The 20,215-nt window shown below is 73.6% G+C and carries 19 protein-coding genes; 13 read left to right on the top strand and 6 right to left on the bottom strand.

The annotated features are described in order from the left end of the window. The first annotated feature begins 12 nt into the window (after positions 1 to 12). Genes ON36_RS12005 through ON36_RS11995 form a run of 3 tightly spaced genes read left to right on the top strand, consistent with a single transcriptional unit; the run spans position 13 to position 3,943 of the window. The gene (locus ON36_RS12005) at positions 13 to 1,242 is read left to right on the top strand and encodes a heavy-metal-associated domain-containing protein (RefSeq protein WP_043651416.1); all 1,230 of its coding nucleotides are present in this window, start codon (positions 13 to 15) and stop codon (positions 1,240 to 1,242) included. Further along, a complete protein-coding gene (locus tag ON36_RS12000; RefSeq protein ID WP_043651414.1) occupies positions 1,239 to 2,636 on the top strand; it encodes a type III PLP-dependent enzyme domain-containing protein in 1,398 nt (465 codons plus the stop codon). The genes ON36_RS12005 and ON36_RS12000 overlap by 4 nt, the downstream gene beginning before the upstream one ends. Further along, a complete protein-coding gene (locus ON36_RS11995; protein ID WP_043651412.1) occupies positions 2,633 to 3,943 on the top strand; it encodes a pyridoxal-phosphate dependent enzyme in 1,311 nt (436 codons plus the stop codon). The genes ON36_RS12000 and ON36_RS11995 overlap by 4 nt, the downstream gene beginning before the upstream one ends. A 4-nt stretch (positions 3,944 to 3,947) precedes the next feature. On the opposite strand, the gene ON36_RS11990 is transcribed toward ON36_RS11995, so the two are convergent. Further along, complete coding sequence (locus tag ON36_RS11990) at positions 3,948 to 5,498, bottom strand: condensation domain-containing protein (RefSeq protein ID WP_043651409.1); 1,551 nt, start codon at positions 5,496 to 5,498, stop codon at positions 3,948 to 3,950. Between the two features lie 214 nt (positions 5,499 to 5,712). Here ON36_RS11990 and ON36_RS11985 point away from each other — a divergent pair, with 214 nt between their 5' ends. The 3 genes from ON36_RS11985 (at position 5,713) to ligD (ending at position 8,310) form a co-directional block, all read left to right on the top strand. Further along, complete coding sequence (locus ON36_RS11985) at positions 5,713 to 6,093, top strand: cold-shock protein (RefSeq protein WP_245558045.1); 381 nt, start codon at positions 5,713 to 5,715, stop codon at positions 6,091 to 6,093. Positions 6,094 to 6,223: 130 nt separating this feature from the next. Then, on the top strand, positions 6,224 to 7,312 hold the full coding sequence (locus ON36_RS11980) for an ATP-dependent DNA ligase (protein ID WP_174377561.1): 1,089 nt from the start codon (positions 6,224 to 6,226) through the stop codon (positions 7,310 to 7,312). After that, positions 7,309 to 8,310, top strand: coding sequence for a non-homologous end-joining DNA ligase (gene ligD / locus ON36_RS11975; RefSeq protein ID WP_043651406.1), 1,002 nt, complete (start codon positions 7,309 to 7,311; stop codon positions 8,308 to 8,310). Before ON36_RS11980 ends, ligD begins: the two co-directional genes overlap by 4 nt. 1 nt (position 8,311) lies before the next feature. On the opposite strand, the gene ON36_RS11970 is transcribed toward ligD, so the two are convergent. Beyond that, a complete protein-coding gene (locus ON36_RS11970) occupies positions 8,312 to 9,013 on the bottom strand; it encodes a hypothetical protein (protein ID WP_043651403.1) in 702 nt (233 codons plus the stop codon). Positions 9,014 to 9,255: 242 nt separating this feature from the next. Between ON36_RS11970 and ON36_RS32695 the strand changes: the two genes are divergently transcribed. Further along, a complete protein-coding gene (locus ON36_RS32695) occupies positions 9,256 to 9,609 on the top strand; it encodes a hypothetical protein (protein ID WP_052313896.1) in 354 nt (117 codons plus the stop codon). Here the strand turns inward: ON36_RS32695 and ON36_RS11960 are convergent. Next, positions 9,606 to 10,142 (bottom strand): TetR/AcrR family transcriptional regulator, encoded by a 537-nt coding sequence (locus tag ON36_RS11960; RefSeq protein WP_245558044.1) that lies wholly within the window; start codon positions 10,140 to 10,142, stop codon positions 9,606 to 9,608. The genes ON36_RS32695 and ON36_RS11960 overlap by 4 nt on opposite strands. Before the next feature lie 236 nt (positions 10,143 to 10,378). Here ON36_RS11960 and ON36_RS11955 point away from each other — a divergent pair, with 236 nt between their 5' ends. Together ON36_RS11955 and ON36_RS11950 are read left to right on the top strand one after the other, a co-directional pair. Further along, positions 10,379 to 11,809 (top strand): SDR family NAD(P)-dependent oxidoreductase, encoded by a 1,431-nt coding sequence (locus ON36_RS11955; RefSeq protein ID WP_043651400.1) that lies wholly within the window; start codon positions 10,379 to 10,381, stop codon positions 11,807 to 11,809. A 117-nt stretch (positions 11,810 to 11,926) separates the two neighbouring features. Further along, the gene (locus tag ON36_RS11950; RefSeq protein WP_043651397.1) at positions 11,927 to 12,298 is read left to right on the top strand and encodes a DUF2784 domain-containing protein; all 372 of its coding nucleotides are present in this window, start codon (positions 11,927 to 11,929) and stop codon (positions 12,296 to 12,298) included. On the opposite strand, the gene ON36_RS11945 is transcribed toward ON36_RS11950, so the two are convergent. Continuing rightward, positions 12,288 to 13,049 (bottom strand): thioesterase II family protein, encoded by a 762-nt coding sequence (locus tag ON36_RS11945; protein ID WP_043651394.1) that lies wholly within the window; start codon positions 13,047 to 13,049, stop codon positions 12,288 to 12,290. The two genes, ON36_RS11950 and ON36_RS11945, sit on opposite strands and share 11 nt — an antisense overlap. 211 nt (positions 13,050 to 13,260) lie before the next feature. On the opposite strand from ON36_RS11945, the gene ON36_RS11940 reads away from it, so the two are divergent. Then, complete coding sequence (locus tag ON36_RS11940; RefSeq protein WP_043651392.1) at positions 13,261 to 14,295, top strand: fused (3R)-hydroxyacyl-ACP dehydratase subunits HadA/HadB; 1,035 nt, start codon at positions 13,261 to 13,263, stop codon at positions 14,293 to 14,295. Positions 14,296 to 14,337: 42 nt separating this feature from the next. On the opposite strand, the gene ON36_RS11935 is transcribed toward ON36_RS11940, so the two are convergent. After that, positions 14,338 to 15,486, bottom strand: a complete 1,149-nt coding sequence (locus tag ON36_RS11935) for a lipase family protein (protein WP_043651391.1) — start codon at positions 15,484 to 15,486, stop codon at positions 14,338 to 14,340. A gap of 194 nt (positions 15,487 to 15,680) precedes the next feature. On the opposite strand from ON36_RS11935, the gene ON36_RS11930 reads away from it, so the two are divergent. The 3 genes from ON36_RS11930 (at position 15,681) to ON36_RS11920 (ending at position 18,589) form a co-directional block, all read left to right on the top strand. Next, positions 15,681 to 16,898 (top strand): sensor histidine kinase, encoded by a 1,218-nt coding sequence (locus tag ON36_RS11930; RefSeq protein ID WP_052313898.1) that lies wholly within the window; start codon positions 15,681 to 15,683, stop codon positions 16,896 to 16,898. After that, a complete protein-coding gene (locus ON36_RS11925; RefSeq protein ID WP_043651389.1) occupies positions 16,895 to 17,575 on the top strand; it encodes a response regulator in 681 nt (226 codons plus the stop codon). Before ON36_RS11930 ends, ON36_RS11925 begins: the two co-directional genes overlap by 4 nt. A 177-nt stretch (positions 17,576 to 17,752) precedes the next feature. Continuing rightward, positions 17,753 to 18,589 (top strand): SDR family NAD(P)-dependent oxidoreductase, encoded by an 837-nt coding sequence (locus tag ON36_RS11920; protein ID WP_043651388.1) that lies wholly within the window; start codon positions 17,753 to 17,755, stop codon positions 18,587 to 18,589. Between the two features lie 44 nt (positions 18,590 to 18,633). On the opposite strand, the gene ON36_RS11915 is transcribed toward ON36_RS11920, so the two are convergent. After that, positions 18,634 to 20,100 (bottom strand): sugar transferase, encoded by a 1,467-nt coding sequence (locus ON36_RS11915; protein ID WP_043651387.1) that lies wholly within the window; start codon positions 20,098 to 20,100, stop codon positions 18,634 to 18,636. Positions 20,101 to 20,215: the final 115 nt, after the last annotated feature.

Below are 20,215 nucleotides of genomic sequence, written 5' to 3'. Positions count from 1 at the left end.
CCAGGAGCAGCGATGTACCCACCCCGCTACGACCGTCGTGCCGCCGCCCGTGTCCTCGCCGACCTGGCCCGCCCCGGGCTCTTCGGCCCGGTCGCGCCCCCGGCGCCGGTGCGCCTGGAATACCGCAGCACGCCGGTGATCCCGGAGCCGGGCGGCCACCTCACCACGGCGCAGCGGCTGTACCTGGAACGCTTCATGCGGCCCTGCCGCCCCGACCAGGTACGCGCCGCCGCGCACCGGATCACCTGGACCGACAGCGCGGGCATTCCCAACACCGGTCACTGCGACGACCTGCCGGTGATCCCGCTCGCCGTGCGCGAGACGGTGCTGCGGCTGTGGGCCGAGCTCGACGCAGGCGCCCTGGCCGCGCGGTCGGCGGCGGTGACCGCCGACGACCGCGCGGTCCTCGAGGGCACCACGACCGATCGCGAACCCGGGCAGATCTTCCGGGTCGGCATCGAGGCGGCCGGACGTGCCCTGGCCCAGCACGCGCTGCTGCTGGCCGACACGCCCCACCGCGACCCGGCCGGGTTCGCCCGTGCGCTGCGCGACTCGGGGATCTTCACCGCCGTGGCCACGGGCTGGTTCTGGGAGCTGCAGGCCTCCACCTACCGGCGTGGCATGATCCCGGCCCGCCTGCGCGCCCTGCCCGACGGCACGCTGCGCTACACCGCCGACACCGCCGCCACCCTGCGGGCGATGAAGGAGGCCACCATCGCCGACGCGCACCGCGTCATGCGGCGCGCCACCACCGAGGAGGGCCTGTCCACCGAGGCCGCGATCGCGCGCTACCACGACGATCTCGACCTGATCTCGCGCCAGTACGCGCTGCTGGAACCCGGCACCCGACCGTCCTGCCCCGCCGCGGCGCCGCAGCACTCGGGCGGCGGGCACGCCCACGTCCTCGGCGCCGTCGTCGACCATTTCGTGGAGACCTTCGCCCGCGTGGTCGCGCACGTCGAGGCCGTCCCGGCGGGCGCGGGCGCCGGGGAGGAGCAGCTGCCCGGCGGGCCGGTCTTCTACGTGCCCGACATGAGCTGCGCGCACTGCGTGCGCACGATCACCGCGGTGCTCACCGCCATGGACATCCCGGTGACCTCCATCGACCTCGCGAGCAAACAGGTGGTCGCGCAGTTCCGCAGCCCCCGCAACCGGTTCCGGGCCTTCGAGGCACTGCGCGACGGCGGCTACAACCCCGTCGAGGAGGCCCCCGCCCCCGCGCCGGGCACCCCGGTGGGATGAGCGCCCCGCCACCGGCGGTCCCGGCCCGGCTGGCCCCGGAGGTCGCCGCCTTCCTCGCCGACCCGGCGGCGGTGGCCGAGGTCGTCGCGCGCTTCGGCACGCCGGTCCACGTCGTCTTCCCGCGGGTCTTCGCGGCCAACCTGGCCGCCCTGCGCGCGGTGCTGGCGCCGCGCCCGCACCCGCACCGGATCTGCTACGCGCACAAGGTGAACCGGTCGCGCGCGTTCGTCGTCGAGGCCGCCGCCGCGGGCATCGCCGTCGACGTCGCCTCCGTCCCCGAACTCGACTCCGCCCTGGCGGCCGGCTTCGGCGCCGAGCGGATCGAGATGACCGGGCCCAAGGGCCGTCCCGCGCTGCGCGCGGCCGTCGCGGCGGGAGTGTGCGTCAACGCCGACAACGTCTGGGAGCTCGACACCCTGGCCGAGCTCGGCGCCGAGGCCCCGGTGCTGCTGCGGGTCTCGGGTTTCCCGGGCAGCGCGACGAGCCGCTTCGGCATCGACCTGGCGTCGGCGCGCGCGGCGGTCGACCGGGTCGCCCGGCACGGTCTGGCGCTGGCCGGATTCTCCTTCCATCTCGACACCGCGGCCACCGCCGAGCGGGTCCGCGCGGCCGCGCACTGTCTCGACCTGCTCGAATACGCCTACGCCGCCGATCTCGCCCCGACGGTGCTCGACGTGGGAGGCGGCCTGCGCCAGGTGTTCACCGACGCCGACTCCTACGACGCCTACCTCGACGCCCTGCGTGCCGGGCTGCTCGGCAACGGCCCCGGCCTCGGGTGGGGCGGCGCGGGTTTCGGCCTGCAGGTGGAGGCGGGGGCGGTGCGCGGGCTGCCGGTGTTCCACAAGTACGCCAACCAGGAACCCGCAGCCACCGCGCTCACCGCCCTGCTCGACTCCCCGCTGCCGGGCCAGGGCGGCCGCAGCCTGTCCCAGGTCCTCACCGACAACCAGTTCGAGCTCTGGCTCGAACCCGGCAAGTCGCTGGTGGACGGCGCCGGGATCACCCTCGCCCGGGTCGAATTCGTCAAGCACACCGCCGACGGCGTGACCCTGGCCCACGTGGACCTCAGCCGCGACACCGTGACCGCCGCGGGCCAGGAGGTCCTGGTCGACCCGATCCTGCTCGGCGAGGGCCCCGGCGACCCGGTCGGGGTGCACTGCGCCGGTCGGCTGTGCCTCGAGCGCGACCTGGTCACCGTCCGCCGGGTCCGCCTGCCCCGCCCGCCGCGGGCCGAGGACCTGATCGCCTTCCCCAACACCGCCGCCTACCACATGGACCTGTCCGCCGCGTCGGCCTCGCTGCACCCCACCCCCGCCCGGGTCGCGGTGACCCACCACGGCACCCGGTACACCGTCGCCGCGGACGCCGACCACCGCCCACCGGAGGTGCGATGATCCACCGGCACATCACCGAACTCATCGGCGGCACGCCGCTGCTGCGCCTCGACCCGGACGTGCACGGCCTGCCGCACGTCGAGCTGTACGCGAAACTGGAGTCGCACAACCCCTTCGGGTCGGTCAAGGACCGCGTCGCCTGGGGCATGCTGCGCGAGGAGCTCGACCGCCTCCGCGCCGAGGGCCGTTCGCTCATCGAGGCCTCCAGCGGCAACACCGCCAAGGCCCTGCGCGTCCTCGGCGGCCTCTACGGCATCCCGCTGCGCGCGGTCACCAACCGCATCCGGGTGGACGAGGTCCGCGAGCTGCTGCAGGCCCTCGGGACCGAGATCGTGGAGCTGCCGGGGCTCTCGGAGTGCCCGGACCCCCACGCGCCCAACGACGTCGGCGCGGTCATCGAGCAGACCGTCGACCAGGCGCCGGACCGCTGGTTCCACCCCTCGCAGTACACCAACGAGAAGAACCTCGACGCCCACTTCCACGGCACCGGCCGCGAGATCCACGACGACCTCGCCGCGGCGGGCGTCCGCCACGTCGACTACCTGATCGGCGGCCTCGGCACGACCGGCTCCACCCGGGGCACCGCGGCCTTCCTCGCCACCCGCCATCCGGGGCTGCGCACGATCGGCGTGGTCTCGGGCCGCGACGACTTCGTGCCCGGCATCCGGTCCGAGCGCGAGATGTGGGAGGTCGGCCTGTTCCGGCCGGAGTTCTACGACGAGATCGTCACCGTGGACTCGGCCCGCGCCGTGGAGGCCACCCTGGGGCTGGTCCGTGGCTACGGGCTGCTCGCGGGCCCGACCAGCGGCGCCGGGTACGCCGCCGCGCTCGAGGTCCTCGGCAAGGCCGAACCGGTGCCGGGCAGGCCGCTGGTTGCGGTGCTGGTGGTCTGCGACCGGCTCGAGCCCTACCTGTCGTATCTGCGGCAGCGGCGGCCCGACCTGTTCGGCCGCGCCGCCGCCGTCGCGCCCGAGACCGCACCGGCCGCACCGGAACTCGAACCCGCCCACCTGGCCGAACTCGACCGGGCGGGCAGGCCCGTCGTGGTCGACACCCGCGGCGCCATGGCCTACCGCATCGGGCACGTGCCGGGAGCGCTGAACCTGCGCGACGACCAGCTCGACGACCTGCTGGCCGAGGGCATGCCCTTCCCCCGGTCGCGCCCGGTGGTGTTCGTGTGCCCGGTCGGCGAGGTGTCGCGCCGGTTCGCCGCGCGGGCGCGCGCGGCCGGATACGACGCCTACAGCCTCGCCGGCGGCATCACCGCCTGGCGCGACGGCGGCTTCCCGCTCGAACGCGACCGCTGAGGACTCACACCAGGATCCGGGTCGCCTGCCGGGCCCGCACCGGCACGACGGCCGGGTCGGTGGCGGCCAGCAGCGCGACCAGCGGCCCCCGATAGCCGCCCGCCAGCATCTCCACCACCGCCTCGAAGCGGCGCAGGAACGACCGCACCGTGGCCCGGTCGAAGCGTGCCAGCGGATACAGGAAGGCGCCGTCGATGCCCGCGGGCGCGCCGGCGGGATCGTAGTGCTCGGTGAGCCCGAACTCGAGGTCGTGCTTGGCGCGCACCACCCCGGTGGGCACCTCGCTCACCGACAGGCCCGGCGCGGCGGTGTCGGCCCGCGCCACGCGCGCCGCGTCGGCGCGCTGGAGGATGAGGGTGGCCTGGAACAGGGGCAGCCGCGCGTCCTGCATGAGGCAGCGCTTGAGCCGCGGGTTCGGGGTGTCCGGGTGGGCGTAGGCCGCCAGCGCGACCCGGCGGACCTGGTCGAGGAGTTCGTCCACGTCGGCGGATCGGTCGAGGCGCACCCGCAGCAGGACGTCGTCGGAGAAGTTGCCGACCAGGTCGTCGAGCAGCCGGTGGTCACGGCCCGAGACCGCCGTGGCCACGGTGACATCGGCGCAGCGGGCGAACGCGCCGACCGAGAGCGCGAACGCGGCCTGCAACACCATCAGCAGGCTCGCCTGCCCCTGCCGGGCCAGCGCGAGCAGGCCCGCGTGCACCCGCGGCGGCAGCGAGACCGGCAGCAGGCCGCCCGCGACCGGGTCGGCGTCCACGGCGACGTCGGCCGGGTCGCGGGCGGGCAGATCCAGCAGCGCGGGGCGCCCGGCCAGCGCGTTGGCCCAGTAGCGCAACTGCTGGGTGGCCCGGCTCCATTCGTCGGTGAACTCGCCCAGCTGGGCGTGCTTCCACAGCGTGTAGTCGCCGTAGCCGACCGGCAGCGGCCGCCAGTCCGGCGGGGTCCCGTCGCGGTGGGCCAGGTAGGCGGTGACCAGGTCACGCACGAGCGGGCCGAGGGAACGCCCGTCGACCGCGATGTGGTGCACCACCAGGGCCAGCACCACGTCGTCGGGCGCGAGGACGAACACCCGGGCCCGGATCGGCCCCGCGCCCGCGAGATCGAAGGGACGGCAGGCCAGTTCGCCCAGCACGTCCGCGAGCTCGGGCTCCGCGCACGGCCGCACCGCCAGGTCCACGTCCAGCTCGGCGGGTTCCTCGATCACCTGAACCGGGCCCGTGTCGCCCTCGAGGAACCGGGTGCGCAGCGGTTCGTGGCGGGCCACCACCGAGCGCACCGCCGCGCACAGGGCCTCGGTATCGATCGGCATGCCGCGCAACCGGACCGCCTTGGCGACATTCCAGTCCGCGGACCGGCCACGCCGCACGGCGTCCCACATCCGTTCCTGCGCGGGCGCCAGCGGCAGGCGCGCGGGCCGGGGCACGCGGGTCAGGGCGGCGGGCCGCACGAGCGGCGGCCGGTGACAGTGCGCCCGCACCCCACCGGGTCCCGGCGCGACCAGCGCGCCACCATCCGCGGCAAACCCCCCCGACCAGATCCCCGTACCGGGGTCGAACACGCGACCGCACCCTCCTCGAACCGAGCCCGAACTGCTACGGCACGCTAATGACCCTCCGTTAACGTCTCGTTGCCCGAGCGTGACAATGAGCCGTCGCCGACACGACCGTCCGGCCACGCCCGGAGCAGCGCACGAGCTGTCCGCTTTCGACGAATTCCGCCCATGTCACGCGTTACAGTGACCGGGTAGAGACAGCGGCGAGGAGTGGGTGTAGGTGTCGATCGGGAAACTGGTGTCCTTCGACGGCTCACGGGGTTTCGGGTTCATCCGGCCCGACGACGGCGGACCCGATGTCTTCGTCCACGTCAACGACATCGGCCTCGACGAGGACGAACTGCGCCAGGGGCGGCTCTTCGAGTTCGAGGTGACCGAGGGCGATCGCGGGCCGAAGGCGGTCAACCTCGCCGCCGTCGGCAACGGCCGCCCGCCGCGCAAGGAGCGACCCGCCGGCGGCGCGCTCTCGGGCGAGGAACTGCAGCGCGAACTCACCGAACTGCTCCTCTCGGCCTCCCCCGCGCTGACCGCGGGCGAGATCCTCACCATCCGCGAACGGCTCACCGCCTTCGCCGACCAGCACGGCTGGCTGGAGAACTGAGCCCCTCCCCTCCCACGCGCGGCGGCCCGCCCGGCGACCCGGGTCCGCCTAGGATCGGCCCCGGAACGATGAATCGGGCGCGTCCGCGCCGTCGACACGGGTGAGAACCGCCTGTGAGGAGGATTCGGTCATGGATCTACCGGTGCTGCCGCCCGTGCGGCCGATGCTGGCCAAATCGAGCCCGGAGGTGCCCACCGACCCCGGCTGGCTGTTCGAGCCGAAATGGGACGGCTTCCGCTGCATCGTCTTCCGCGACGGCGACGAGGTCGAACTCGGTTCCCGCAACGACCGCCCCCTCACCCGCTACTTCCCCGAGGTCGCCGAGCTGCTGAAGCAGGCACTGCCGCCGCGCTGCGTGGTCGACGGGGAGATCGTCGTGGTCACCGGCGCGGGCCTGGACTTCGACACGCTGCAGCAGCGTCTGCACCCGGCCGCGTCCCGCGTCGCCAAGCTCGCCGCCGAGACACCGGCCAGTTTCGTCGCCTTCGACCTGCTCGCCCTCGGCGAGCGCGATCTGACCGGGGAATCCTTCGCGGCGCGCCGCGAGGCGCTGGAATCCCTGCTCGACGCCGCGCCGGGCCGGGTGCACCTGACGCCCATCACCGACGATCCCGCGGTGGCCAGGGACTGGTTCACCCGGTTCGAGGGCGCGGGCTTCGACGGGGTCATGGCCAAGCGCGCCGACGGGCCCTACCAGCAGGACAAGCGGGTGATGCTCAAGATCAAGCACGAGCGCACCGCCGACTGCGTCGTGGCCGGGTTCCGCTGGCACAAGGACGGTCAGGGCGTCGGCTCGCTGCTGCTCGGGCTCTACGACGACGCGGGCGAACTGCACCACGTGGGGGTGGCCAGCAGTTTCACCGCCGCGCGCCGCAGCGAGCTGGTCGGCGAGCTGGCCCCGCTGCGGGAGAACGCCCTGGCCGAGCATCCGTGGCGGCGCTGGGCCGACGCGGCCGCCCAGGCGAGCGCCGAGGGGCGCATGCCCGGCGGGGTGAGCCGCTGGAGCGGCGGCAAGGACCTGTCGTGGGAGGCGCTGCGGCCCGAACTCGTCGCCGAGGTCCGCTACGAACACGTGCAGTCGGGCCGGTTCCGCCACGGCGGGCGGCTGGTGCGCTTCCGGCCGGACCGCACACCGGAGTCGTGTACCTACGCCCAGCTCGACGAGGTAGCCCCGGCCGAACTCGACGCCATCTTCGGCGAACGCGAGGCGAACCGATGAGCGGGAGCGTCGAGCTCGAGATCGACGGACGGGTGCTGACGATCAGCAACCCGGACAAGGTCTACTTCACCAAGCGCGGGGAGACCAAGCTCGACCTGGTCGAGTACTACCGGGCCGTGGCCGCGCCGCTGCTGTCGGTCGTCGGCGACCGGCCGCTGCTGCTCGAGCGCTATCCCGACGGCGCGTCGGGCAAGTCCTGGTTCCAGAAGCGGGTCCCCAAGTCGGCACCGGACTGGCTGCACACCGTGGAGGTGTCCACGCCCAACGGCACCACCAGCGACGCCCTCGTCGCCCACGACCTCGCCCACATCCTGTGGGCGGTCAACCAGGGCTGCCTCGGGTTCCACGTGTGGCCCAACCACGTCCCCGACCTGCGCATCGCCGACGAACTGCGCATCGACCTCGACCCGTCGCCGGGCATCGGTTTCCCCCAGCTGGTCGAGGCCGCGCATCTGACCAGGGCGCTGTGCGCCGAACTGGGCATCGAGTGCGCGATCAAGACCTCCGGGTCGCGCGGGCTGCATCTGTACGTGGCCCTGGAACCGCGCTGGGACGGCTACGAGGTCCGCGCGGCGGCCGTGGCGCTGGCCCGCGAACTCGAGCGCAGGCACCCCGAGCAGATCACCGCGCGGTGGTGGAAGGAGGAACGCGGGTCGCGGGTGTTCGTCGACTTCAACCAGAACGCCCCGCACAAGACCGTGTTCGGCGCCTGGTGTGTCCGGCCGAAGGTGGGCGGCCAGGTCTCGACGCCGCTGTTCTGGGACGAGCTGGACACCGTCGTGCCCGACGACCTGACCCTGGCCACGGTGCCCGATCGCCTCGCGCGCCTCGGCGATCCGTGGGCGGGGCGGGGCGCGCAGTCGATCGAGCCGCTGCTGGCGATGTCGGAGCGGGACATGGCCGACGGGCTCATGGACGCGCCCTGGCCGCCGCAGTACCCGAAGATGCCGAACGAGCCGCCGCGCGTGCAGCCGAGCCGGGCCCGCAAGGGCGACTGAGCTACTCGCTGGTCCAGGGCACCCAGGTCGCGTTGCCCGCCTTGCCCTCGCACACCACGGCCCGGCCCTCGGCCGTGCGGCCGGATCGGGTCACCTGCGGGTCGCAGGCGGTGCCGGTCACGAAGAACGAACCCGGCACCGACAGCGGCCCCGACCAGCGGTAACCGCCCGATGATTTCAGGCAGAGCAACGTTGCACCCTCTGCATTGACCCCGATCAGGCCCGCCTGCTCGGGCTCGCACGCCGTGCCCTTGCTGACCACCGCCGCCGTGGAAGCCGGAGTCGGGCCGGGCACCACGGGCGCGGGCGCGCCGGTGCTCGTCGCGTGCGTCGAGGCGGGCGAGCCCAGCGCCTGCACCGCGTTCGACGGTCCGGCCGCCGCCTGGGGCAGCGGCAGGTCGAGGACGTCGGTGAACGACAGCACCGCGACCGCCACGGCGGCGGCCTCGGCGATGCCGAGCAGCAGCGCGAGCACCGCCGAGCCACGGCCCTTGGGGTGACCGAACGACAGCAGGGCGAACACGATCGCGATGGGGAACAGCGCCACCAGCGCCGCCGCGAGGGCGACCATGGCGAACGGGTTGACCCGCGGCGCCTCGGCCCCGGGGTCACGCGGTTCGGCGTGCGGCCAGCGCTGGCCGTTCCATCGTCTGTCCTCGGCGCCCTCCTCCGGGTCGTCGTCCCACTCGTCGTACCGTGCCATCAACCCGGGTCCCTCTCGATCTCCCCGCGGGCCGCGCCCGCGCGCGTGACCTGCGGACCCCGACGACAATAGGGACTCGCGCGCCCCTGGTCAGCACATTCGCGCAGAAGGTCTCGATTCGATCACGGCACCATAGGGGCCGTTACGAAGCGGCAAACACCCCTGGCGGGCCCCCGGGCCCCGGTTCATGCTGGTCACATCCAGAAATCCGCCGCCACCCGGCCCGGAACCGAGGAGTGAGGATGACCGGTAGCACCTCTTCGGCAGATCGACCGGCTCCCTGGCACGCCCAGGCCGGAGACCTGCTGTCCGACGACTACAACGTTCCCGGGATCATCGCCTGCGCGCTGGCCGTCATCGCGCTGGCCTGCACCCTGACCGCGGCGGGGACCGGCCACACCGGCTGGGCGCTCGTGGCGGGCGTCGCCTTCCTGGTGCTGGTCACCGCCGGGATCGGCGCGCTGCTGTTCGAGCATCGCCGCGAACAGCGCATCGAGCTGGCCTACGGCCGGACCGGTCACCTGCCCGGGCATCGCGCCGCGGTGGGCTACAGCGGCAGGCCGTCGCTGCCGCCCGAGGCGCCAGGACCCGTCTAGTACGGGGAGACGGCGGGGATCGTCTCGCCGATCAGCGTGGACAGGGCGTCGGCGAGCAGCCGGTGCACCTGGTGGCGGGTGAGCGTGCCGCGGGTGAGCCATTCGCGGCCCGCCACCTTGACCATGCCCGCGTAGGCCAGGATCAGCGCGCGCAGCGCCGCGCTGTCGGCCAGATCGGGCCTGCCGATCATCAGGAGCATCCGTTCGGCGGCGACCTGATCGGCCTGGTCCAGGATCTGGCGCACCTCCGGGTCGTCGCCGACGCCCTCGTGGCTGGTGACCTTCACCCAGGTGGTGCCGTGCTCGGCGATGGTGTCGAGCAGCCAGCCGACGATGGCGTCGACCCGCTCGCGCTGGGTACCCGTCGGGATCGACACCTTCTCCGGCCGCGGCAGGGTCACCATGCGGCGCACGACCGCCAGGTACAGGTCCCGCTTGTTGCCGAAGTAGTGGTTGATCAGGCCGCGGGCCACGCCGGCGCGCTGTGCCAGTTCCGCGGTCGACACGGCCGCGTAGGGCCGTTCGCCGAACATCTCGATGGCGCACGCGAGGATCTGCGCGCGGCGTTCGTCGGGTTCGAGCCTGCGGCGGCGCGGCGTGTCGGCGGTGTCGGTCTCGAGCGGGGAAATCGGGGAGCTCCGTCGGGTGGCTGGGGTGCCGCGCGGTTGCGGCAGCGGTCCACCACGATACCCAGCGGGCCGCCACCACGGCCAATGCGACAATGGTCTCCCGTACCCCGCTCCCGCACGAAGGAACTCCGCGCGCCCCGATGACCGAGAACACGATCGATCCGGACGAGCTGGCCACCTGCCTGCGCGTCCTCGAACAAGCCGGGCGGATGGAGAAGGATCATCCCGACTCGATCGCCGTACAGCGGGCCGTCGGGCACATGTTCAAGAAGCTCAAGCAGCGCAAGCGCCTCGAGGCGCGTGACCGGGTGTCGGAGGCCGACCGCGCGGTCATCGCCGCGACCGCGACCGGGTCGCCGCAGCGCATCGACGACGAGACCGCCGGCATCCCGATCTCCTCGGCGGCCACCGGCGCCAGCGCGGGCACCCTCATCCGGCCCCGGCCCTGCTACATCTGCAAGCAGCGCTTCACCCGGGTCGACGCCTTCTACCACCAGCTGTGCCCGGACTGCGCCGCGGCGAGCCACGCCAAGCGGGACGCCCGCACCGACCTGACCGGCAGGCGCGCCCTGCTGACCGGCGGTCGCGCCAAGATCGGCATGTACATCGCGCTGCGGCTGCTGCGCGACGGCGCGCACACCACGATCACCACCCGCTTCCCCAACGACGCCATCCGCCGGTTCTCGGCGATGGAGGACAGCGGCGACTGGCTGCACCGGCTGCGCGTGGTCGGCATCGACCTGCGCGATCCCGCCCAGGTCGTCGCCCTCGCCGACGACGTCGCCGCCCGTGGCCCGCTCGACATCCTGATCAACAACGCCGCCCAGACCGTGCGCCGCTCGGCGGGCGCCTACAGCGCGCTGGTCGAGGCGGAGTCCGCGCCGCTGCCCGCGGGCGCGCTGGTGGAGTCGGTGACCTTCGGCAAGACCATGCAGGCGCACCCGACCGCGCTCACGGCCTCGCTGACCCCGTCCCTGTCGGCGGCCGACGTGGCCGAGCTCGCCCTGGTCGCCGGCTCGGCGACCCCCGAGCGCATCGCCGCGGGCGTGGCCATCGACGCGGGCGGCCTCGTGCCGGACCTGGCCCACACCAACAGCTGGGTCCAGACCGTCGGCGAGGTCGACGCGACCGAGCTGCTCGAGGTCCAGCTCTGCAATTCGGTGGCGCCGTTCATCCTGGTCTCGCGCCTGCGACCGGCCATGGCGGCCGCGCCCGCGCGCCGCAAGTACGTGGTCAACGTCTCGGCCATGGAAGGCCAGTTCGGGCGCGGCTACAAGGGACCCGGCCATCCGCACACGAACATGGCCAAGGCCGCGCTGAACATGCTGACCCGCACGAGCGCCAAGGAGATGCTCGAGTCCGACGGCATCCTCATGACCGCGGTCGACACCGGCTGGATCACCGACGAGCGGCCGCACTACACCAAGGTGCGCCTGGCCGAGGAGGGCTTCCACGCGCCCCTCGACCTGGTCGACGGCGCGGCCCGCGTCTACGACCCGATCGTGCAGGGCGAGAACGGGGTCGACCTCTACGGTTGCTTCCTCAAGGACTACCGCCCCTCCCCCTGGTGATCTCCCGTCCACCGACCGGATGACGGTTCCGGAGGCCTTGCGCGGGATCCGATTTCGATACCGAACCGGTGCACGCCGTTCCGGTCGGTGGATACCGGCCGTTCCTATTCTGGAAATATGCCGTACCGGGTGCTGGCTGACGTCGTCGCCGTCGCCCACTTCGCGTTCATCGCGTACGTGGTCGCCGGCGGTTTCCTCGCGTGGCGGTATCCGCGCACGCTCATCGCCCACGTGCTGGCCGTGTGCTGGGGTTTCGGCACCGTGCTCATCGGGTTCGTGTGCCCGCTGACCGAGCTGGAGAACTGGGCACGCGTGCGCGCCGGGGTCGCCCCGCTGCCCCCGCCGGGGTTCATCGACCACTACCTCACCGGCGTGCTCTATCCCGCCGACGCGATCGGGCTGGTGCAGTTGCTGACCGCGCTGACCATCGCCGCGTCCTGGATCGGCTACGCCCGCCGACGCCACCTGCCGCTCGGCGTCAGCCACTGACCCCGATCAGCGTCGCCGCCAGCGCGGCGGCCACCGCCGCCGGGTCCTGGTCGAGGTAGAAGTGCCCGCCGGGGAACTCGCGCTGGGCGAACTCCCCGGTGGTGACGGCCTTCCAGCCGGCCGCCTGCGCCGGCGAGGTGGTGGGATCGGCGTCGGCGGCGAAGGCGAGGACCGGCAGGTCCAGCGGCGCGCCCGGGCGCGGCCGGTAGGTCTCCACGGCCCGGTAGTCGGCGCGCACCGCCGGGAGCACCAGTTCGGCCAGGCCCGGCTCGTCGCGCAGCACGCGCACGGGCGCCGGATCGGCGGCCAGGCGTTCCAGGTCGTCGATCAGGGCCGAGTCCGGACCCAGGTGCAGGCGACCGGTCTCGGCGACATCGGGGGCCGGGCGGGCCGACACGACCAGCCGCGCGACCGGGCGACCGGCCGCCCGCAGCCGCCGCACGGTCTCGTAGGCGACGGTCGCGCCCATGCTGTGCCCGAACACCGTCAGCGGCGCGCCGCCGGGCTGTGCGCCCACTTCGGCGGCGATCGCGTCGGCGAGGGCGTGCAGGTCGGGGCACAGCGGGTCGGCCAGGCGGTCCTGACGGCCCGGATACTGCACCGCGACGACCTCGATCCCGGCGGGCAGCGCCGCGGCCAGCGCCCGGTAGGCCGTGGCCGACCCGCCGCCGGGCGGCAGGCACAGCAGGCTCGCCGTGGGCGCGCTCTCGGCCCGCAGCACCCGCAACCACGCCGTGTTCGTGAATCCCATACCGCCGCACCCCGTTCCGCGTCGCCGATCGATCGTGGAGCTCACCGTACGCACCCCCGCGCACGCGGGGCGGGTGTGCCCCCTGTCACCGGGCAGTGTCGGGGCACCCCGCGCCTGTGACATATCGTCTTCGAGCGCCGACCCGCAGGCGGAGGTCCGTGATGTCGGCTACCCTGCTGCGAATCCGTCCCTCAACGTTAGGTGATTCTCGATGACCACGGCAGTCGATGCCCCCGCGCTCGCGTCACGCGTAGGCCACTACTACCGGCTGGACGACACCTATGAAGTCGGCCGGGAGAAGATCCGCGAGTACGCCCGCGCCGTGCAGGACTACCACCCGGCGCACTGGGAGGAGGACGCGGCGGTCGCCCTCGGCCACACCGGGCTCGTCGCGCCGCTGACCTTCGTCTCGATTCCGGCGATGGCGGCCAACAAGCACCTGTTCGAGTCGGTGGTGGTCGGCTACGACATGTTCGTGCAGACCGAGCAGGTCTTCGAACAGCACCGCCCGATCATCGCGGGCGACCGCCTGATCACCGACGTGGAGCTGTCCTCGGTGCGCCGCATCGCGGGCAAGGACCTGATCACGGTCACCAACACCTTCACCGACCAGGCGGGCGAGACCGTGCACACGATGCACACCACCGTCGTGGGCATCACCGGCGAGGAGGTCGACCCGGCCATCACCGAGGCGGTGCAGAACTCGATGATGCACGGCGTCAACGTCTTCGGCCGCGGGGAGACCGAGGCCGACGAGCCGGGCGAGACCCCGCTGCGCCCGGCGGGCGAGGTGCGCCTCGCGAGCCCGGCCCGGACCCCGGGCACCACGCTCGGCTTCGAGGACCTGTCCGTCGGCATGGAACTGCCGCTGCGCGACGCGCACCTCTCGCGCGGCGACCTGGTCAACTACGCCGGTGTCTCCGGTGACAACAACCCGATCCACTGGGACGCGTCCATCGCCCGCCTGGCCGGGCTGCCCGACGTGATCGCGCACGGCATGCTGACCATGGGCATGGGCGCGGGCTTCGTCTCCGGCTGGACCGGCGACCCGGGCGCCGTGACCCGCTACGGGGTGCGGCTGTCGCAGACCGCGGTCGTCGACGCCACCTCCGGCGGCGCGATCGAGTTCACCGGCAAGGTCAAGTCCCTCGATCCCGAGACCCGCGGCGCGGTCATCGCGATCGTCGCGAAGTCCGGTGGCCGCAAGATCTTCGGGCTCGCGACCACCAACGTCCGCTTCCGCTGACGACGGCGGTGTGCGGGACCGTCACGGCCCCGCACACCCCGCTCAGCGCGCGGGCAGTACCCGGTCGAGGAAGCCGCCCTCGTCGGCCGCGGCCGCGTCGAGCACGCTGAAGTGGTCGGCCGAGGGATGGACCGCCAGCGTGCTGTCGGCGCCGGCTGCCCGCAGCTGTTCCTGCAGGAGCGCGGTCGTCGGCAGCGGCTGCACCTTGTCCACGCCGCCCTGGAGCAACAGAACCGGCCGCTGGTGGCCGTCGGTCGGCACGGTCAGGTACTCGGCGAGGGCCTCGGGCAGGGGCGGGTCGGCCAGCGGCGTCACGAACAACCGCCCGACCGCCTGCCCCGTGACCGCGGCCTCCAACTCGCCGAGGCACGCCTCCCCGGCCCGCGCGATGCCGAGGACCTCGCGCCCGTGGTCGCTCAGCCGGTCGGTGACCCGCAGGTCCGGCCGCGCGTGGTCGAGGCCGGACAGGATCATGACCAGGCGCGCGTGCAGGCCGTCGAGTCCGGGCAGCGCCGGGGTCTCCGGCCTGCCGAGGCCGGTGATCGCGTCCACCACATTGCTGGTCGGCCCGTAGGCCAGCGTGCCGCGCAGGTCGAGGTCGGGTGCGTAGTCGGTCCACAGCCGGGAGGCCGCCAGCGCGGCCTGCCCGCCGATGGAGTGCCCGGCCGCGACGAACGAGCGCGACAGCGTCGGGTCGACCGCCGCGCCCGCGCGGACCGCGTCGAGCACCGCGTGTCCGGCCGCCCGCCAGGCGAGGTACTCGTAGGTGCCCGGCCCGCCGAGGCCGATGTAGTCGGTGGCGGTGACGGCGTAGCCGCGCGCGAGGTAGGTCGACATGTGCGGCGTCTCGTCGAAGGTGTCGGCGATCCCGCCGTTGAGGTTGGGCGCGCACCCCTGCGTCATGCCGCTGGTGCCGTGGGCCCAGGACACGACCGCCCGCCCGCCTGCGGGCGCCGCGCCGGCGGGCACGAAGACGCTGGCACCGCTCACCTCCGGCTGCCCGTTGTGCCCGGTCGTGCGGTAGAGCACCCGGTAGCCGCGCGCGGCGCCGGGGATGAGTTCGGCGGCGGTCAGTTCGCGGGAGGAGACCACGGTGCCGGGTCCCGCGCTGCCGACGGGTTGGGCGAGGACCGGTCCGATCCCGGTGGCCGTGACCAGGGCGACGAGCGCGGCGAGTGCGGTGTGGCGCATGACATTTCCTCTCTCGGGGACGAGCGTTCCGGCTACCGATCGTCGCGCCGGGACCGGGTGCGCCGCGTCGGGCGAGCGCCGTGCGCGGCTACGCGATCCGGCGTAGCCGGGCCGCCCGCGGCTACGTCGGGGCGCGCGGAAGGCGCGCTCGTGCGCGCATGCCCGCGCCGGGCGCGGTCGCCTACGATCACGACATGCGAGGCTCGAATCCGCCGCGGTGGCGGGCGTGGACGGCGCGGCTGCCCGCGTGGGTGCCCGACCTGGCGCTCGCGCTGTTCGTGATCGGCGTGCAGGTGGAGAGCGCGGGCAATCCCCTCGGCGCGGAGGCGGTTTCGCGGCCGGTCACCGACTACGGCCATACCGCCTACGTCCTGCTGGCGCTCAGCGGCGCCCTGCTCGTGTTCCGGCGCCGGTGGCCTGCGGCGGTGTTCGCCGCGACCGGCGCGCTGAGCCTGGTCTACTTCGGACTCGGCTTCCCCGACCGGCTCTCGTGCGTGGCGTTGTTCGTGGCCACCTACACCCTGACCGCGCACGGCACGGGGCGGCGGCCGGTGCTGATCGCCGCGTCGGGGACCGCGATCCTGGCCCTCGGCTGGCTGATCGCGGCCGCCGACGTCACTCCCACCGTCGCGATCGGCTGGGTGTTCTTCCGTATCGGCGCGACCGTCATCAGCCTGACCCTCGGGCTGTCGCTGCGCTCGCGGCGCGTCATCGCCGCCGACGCCCAGCAGCGCGCCCTGCTGGCCGAGTTGCACCGGGAGGAGGAGGCCCGCGCGCGGGTCGACGCCGAACGGCTGCGCATTGCCCGCGAGGTGCACGACACCGTCGCCCACGCCATCGCGATCATCAACGTGCAGGCCGGGGTCACCGCCCACGTGCTCGACCGGCGCCCCGAGCAGGCCCGCGAGACGCTGCGCGTCATCGAGCAGACCAGTTCGCGTGCCCTGCAGGAGATGCGCTCGATCCTGGGTGTGCTGCGCGGTGACGACCGCCGCGAGCCCGAACCCGGCCTCGGCCAGCTGGACCGGATCCTCGGGGTGGCCCGCGATGCCGGACTGCGGGTCACCGTGGAACGCGGCCGCCTGCCCGAGGAACTGCCCAGCGCCGTGGACGGCGCCGCCTACCGGATCGTCCAGGAGTCCATCACCAACGTGATCCGCCACGTCGGGCCGACCGCGGTGACGGTGGCCGTGGACACCGCCGGGACCGACCTGCGCGTGCGGGTCAGCGACAGCGGGCCCGACGCGCCCACCGAGGGCCTGCGCGGGGGCGAGGGTTCCGGGCGCGGCATCACCGGGATGCGGGAGCGGTGCCGTCTGCTCGGCGGCGACCTGTCCGCCGAGCATCGCGCGCAGGGCGGTTTCGACGTCGTCGCGCGCCTTCCCCTCCTCCCCGCCGGAGCCGCCCTGTGAATCCCGCCGCCCCGATCAGGGTCCTGCTCGCCGACGACGAACGCCTCGTGCGGTCCGGATTCCGGGTGCTGCTCGACCTCGAGGACGACATCACGGTGGTCGGCGAGGCCACCGACGGCCTGGAAGCGGTCGAGCTGGCCCTGGCGACCCGTCCGGACGTGGTGCTCATGGACATCCGCATGCCTCGCCTCGACGGGATCCGCGCGACCGCGCGCATCGCGGCGACCGCCGGGCTCGAGGCCGTCAGGGTGCTGATCCTGACCACCTACGACACCGACGAGAACGTCTTCGACGCGCTCGAGGCAGGCGCGGGGGGATTCCTGCTCAAGGACGCGGGTCCCGCCGAACTCCTGCACGCGATCCGGGTGATCGCGGCCGGCGAGGCCCTGCTCGCGCCGCGCGTCACCCGCCGCCTCATCGGCCAGTTCACCACCCGGCGCCGGGCCGCGCAGTCCGCCGCCGACCGGCTCTCGGTCCTGACCGAGCGCGAACGCGAGGTGGTGTCCCTGGTCGGTCGCGGCCTGAGCAACGAGGAGATCGGCGCGGCGCTGTTCCTCAGCCCCGCCACCGCCCGCACCCACGTCGGCCGGGCCATGACCAAACTCGGCGCCCGCGACCGCGCCCAGCTGGTCGTGCTCGCCTACCGCACCGGCCTGACCACGCTCGACGACCAGTAGCCCGCGCCGGGTCCGCGGCGCACGACCCGACGGGTCGACCACGGCACGCGGGCACCCGGGCCCGGCCGCCCGGGGTTGACGAAGCATGCCGCCGCGCGCCTGATGGGTGTCGGGTGCGGCCGACGGTGGCGTCCGCCACCTCCACGCGGTCGGCCCCGAGCCAACCGGGGAGTTGCCATGCGACTGTTGCCCTTCCACGGACCGCGCCGGACCGCCCGCGCCGACGCCGTGGTCACCGGCGCGGGCAGCGGCATCGGCCGCGCCTTCGCCGTCGAGCTCGGCGGCCGCGGCGGCCGGGTCCTGTGTTCCGATCTCGACGCCGACCGTGCCGCCGAGACCGCCGACCTGGTCGAGCGGGCGGGTGGCGAGGCCCTCGCCGCACGCTGCGACGTCACCGCCGCCACCGAGGTCACCGCGCTGGCGGCGGTCGCGCAGGACTGGTTCGGCGCCGCGCCCACACTGGTGATCAACAACGCGGGCATCGGCGCGGGCGGCCCGCCGGTCGGCGAGTTCACCCTCGACGACTGGCACCGCACCCTCGCGGTGAACCTGTGGGGCGTGGTGCACGGCTGTCACGTGTTCGCCCCGCTGCTGCGGGCGGCCGGGCGGGGCACCGTGGTCAATGTCGCCTCGGCCGCCGCGTTCGGTGCCGCGCCCCGGATGGCGGCCTACAACGTCAGCAAGGCGGGCGTGCTCGCCCTCTCGGAGACCCTCGCCGCCGAGCTCGCGGGCACGGACGTGGGGGTCACCGTCCTGTGCCCGACCGCCGTGCGTACCGGGATCCTGCGCGAGGATTCGCCGCTGGACGCGATGGCCGAGCGGTTCGGCGCGGTGCTGCTGCGCTGGACCGGCCGCGCGCCGGAGTCCATCGCCCGCGCCACCCTCGCCGCGGTCGATCGCGGCGAGCTCTACGTCGTCCCGCAGCTCGAGGCCAAGCTGCTGTGGCAGGCGAAACGCTGGATGCCCGCCACCTTCACCCGTTCGGCGGGCCTGCTCGAGCGCCTCGTGCGCTGATCCGCCGGGACGGGGCGGACCCGCGCGACGCGGGGGCGGAGGACTCAGTAGGCACCGTCGCCGGCGGTGACCACGCCCAGGGTCCGGGCGAGGATGCGCAGATCCAGCAGCATGGACCAGTTCTCGACGTACGACAGGTCCAGGTCGTAGGACTGCTCGGGCGCGAGATCGGAGCGGCCGCTGACCTGCCACAGCCCCGTGATGCCCGGTTTCACCAACAGCCGTCGCCGGGTGCTTGTGGTGTATCCGGAGACCTCGCGCCACACCTGCGGGCGCGGTCCGACCACGCTCATGTCCCCGCGCAGGACATCGAGGAACTGCGGCAGCTCGTCGAGGCTGTACCGGCGCAGGATCCGGCCGATGGCGGTGACGCGCGGGTCGTCCCTGAGCTTGAAGAACCCGGCGCCCGCGCCCTCGGCGGCGATCAGCGCCTCCACGTGACGATCGGCGTCGGTGGTCATACTGCGGAACTTCGTCATGCGGAAGGGCTTGCCGTCCAGGCCGATTCGCTCCGCGCGATACAGCACCGGACCCGCGCTGGTGACCTTCACCGCGACGGCGACGAGCGCCATCAGCGGGGCGGTCAGCACCAGCGCGGTCAGCGCGAAGGCCACGTCGAACAGGCGCTTGAGGTGGGAGGCGGCCAGGTCGTAGCGCGGTTTGCCGATGTGCAGCACGGGCACGCCCGCCACGGTGCGGCTGCTCAGCCGGGTGCGGGCGACCTCGACGAGGCCGGGCGCGACGATGAGCTCGGCGCCCAGCGGTTCGAGATCCCAGGCCAGGCGCCGCAATTCGTGCGGGTCGAGACCGTCCCACCCGGCCACCGCGACGAAATCGGCGCCGGTGCGCCGGGCCGCGCCGATGATCGCGCGGGGGCCGCCGAACACCGGCACGGCGCGTTCACCCAGGTCGAGCGCCACCGACGGGTCGTCGGGCAGCACGGCACCGACCACGACGTAGCCGTCGCCGCCGGGCCGCGAGATGGCGCGGGCCAGCGCCCGCGCCGAGGCGGTGTTGCCCACCACGAGCACCGAGGCGCCGCCGCGGCCGTTGTCGAGCAGGCCGCGCCACACCCAGCGGGTCAGGATCAGCGTGCCGAGGCCGACGGGCAGCGCGACCGCCAGATAGGGGAACACGCCGTGGAATCGGCACACGCCCGCGATCATGGCGCCCGCGCCGAACACCTGGAACGTGGCCGTGACGAGGCGGCGGTATTCCTCCTTGCCCGCGCCGATGATGTGGGTGGCGCGGGTGCGGTGGGTGACCAACGCGGCCGACCAGGTGAGCGCGAGTACCAGCGGAACCCACGCCTGCCCGGCGAGGAATCGCTGCCAGGTGCCCGGACCGGATTCCGCGGTGAATCCGGCGACCGCGCCCGCGGTGATCGCGACGAGGTCGGTCGCGGCGATCAGCCGGGCCAGCCGGGCCCGGCGCAGACCGCGATATGCGGAGGGGAACTCGAGCGACGGAATGCGCACGTCGCCGGCAGCGGCATCAATTGTCGACGTCATGGAGTGGTGCACCGATTTCCGCAATTCGATCGGCTCGCACGCGTCGTCGATGCAATCGAACGCAGCGCCGCGTCGAGGGATCGCTGAAGGTTTGCCGAAATCCTCTTTTGATGCA

The sequence above is a fragment of the Nocardia thailandica NBRC 100428 genome (assembly GCF_000308795.1).
GTDB classification, from domain to species: domain Bacteria; phylum Actinomycetota; class Actinomycetes; order Mycobacteriales; family Mycobacteriaceae; genus Nocardia; species Nocardia thailandica.
This window is presented reverse-complemented; position numbering and strand designations above follow the sequence as displayed.

Coding starts and splice junctions, on each gene's coding strand:
- ON36_RS11995 (WP_043651412.1), top strand. CDS start 2,633: ATGATCCACCGGCACATCACCGAACTCATCGGCGGCACGCCGCTGCTG.
- ON36_RS32695 (WP_052313896.1), top strand. CDS start 9,256: ATGACCGGTAGCACCTCTTCGGCAGATCGACCGGCTCCCTGGCACGCC.
- ON36_RS11980 (WP_174377561.1), top strand. CDS start 6,224: ATGGATCTACCGGTGCTGCCGCCCGTGCGGCCGATGCTGGCCAAATCG.
- ON36_RS12005 (WP_043651416.1), top strand. CDS start 13: ATGTACCCACCCCGCTACGACCGTCGTGCCGCCGCCCGTGTCCTCGCC.
- ON36_RS12000 (WP_043651414.1), top strand. CDS start 1,239: ATGAGCGCCCCGCCACCGGCGGTCCCGGCCCGGCTGGCCCCGGAGGTC.
- ON36_RS11915 (WP_043651387.1), bottom strand. CDS start 20,100: ATGACGTCGACAATTGATGCCGCTGCCGGCGACGTGCGCATTCCGTCG.
- ON36_RS11930 (WP_052313898.1), top strand. CDS start 15,681: ATGCGAGGCTCGAATCCGCCGCGGTGGCGGGCGTGGACGGCGCGGCTG.
- ON36_RS11960 (WP_245558044.1), bottom strand. CDS start 10,142: ATGTTCGGCGAACGGCCCTACGCGGCCGTGTCGACCGCGGAACTGGCA.
- ON36_RS11945 (WP_043651394.1), bottom strand. CDS start 13,049: ATGGGATTCACGAACACGGCGTGGTTGCGGGTGCTGCGGGCCGAGAGC.
- ON36_RS11950 (WP_043651397.1), top strand. CDS start 11,927: ATGCCGTACCGGGTGCTGGCTGACGTCGTCGCCGTCGCCCACTTCGCG.
- ON36_RS11955 (WP_043651400.1), top strand. CDS start 10,379: ATGACCGAGAACACGATCGATCCGGACGAGCTGGCCACCTGCCTGCGC.
- ON36_RS11935 (WP_043651391.1), bottom strand. CDS start 15,486: ATGCGCCACACCGCACTCGCCGCGCTCGTCGCCCTGGTCACGGCCACC.
- ON36_RS11970 (WP_043651403.1), bottom strand. CDS start 9,013: ATGGCACGGTACGACGAGTGGGACGACGACCCGGAGGAGGGCGCCGAG.
- ligD (WP_043651406.1), top strand. CDS start 7,309: ATGAGCGGGAGCGTCGAGCTCGAGATCGACGGACGGGTGCTGACGATC.
- ON36_RS11920 (WP_043651388.1), top strand. CDS start 17,753: ATGCGACTGTTGCCCTTCCACGGACCGCGCCGGACCGCCCGCGCCGAC.
- ON36_RS11940 (WP_043651392.1), top strand. CDS start 13,261: ATGACCACGGCAGTCGATGCCCCCGCGCTCGCGTCACGCGTAGGCCAC.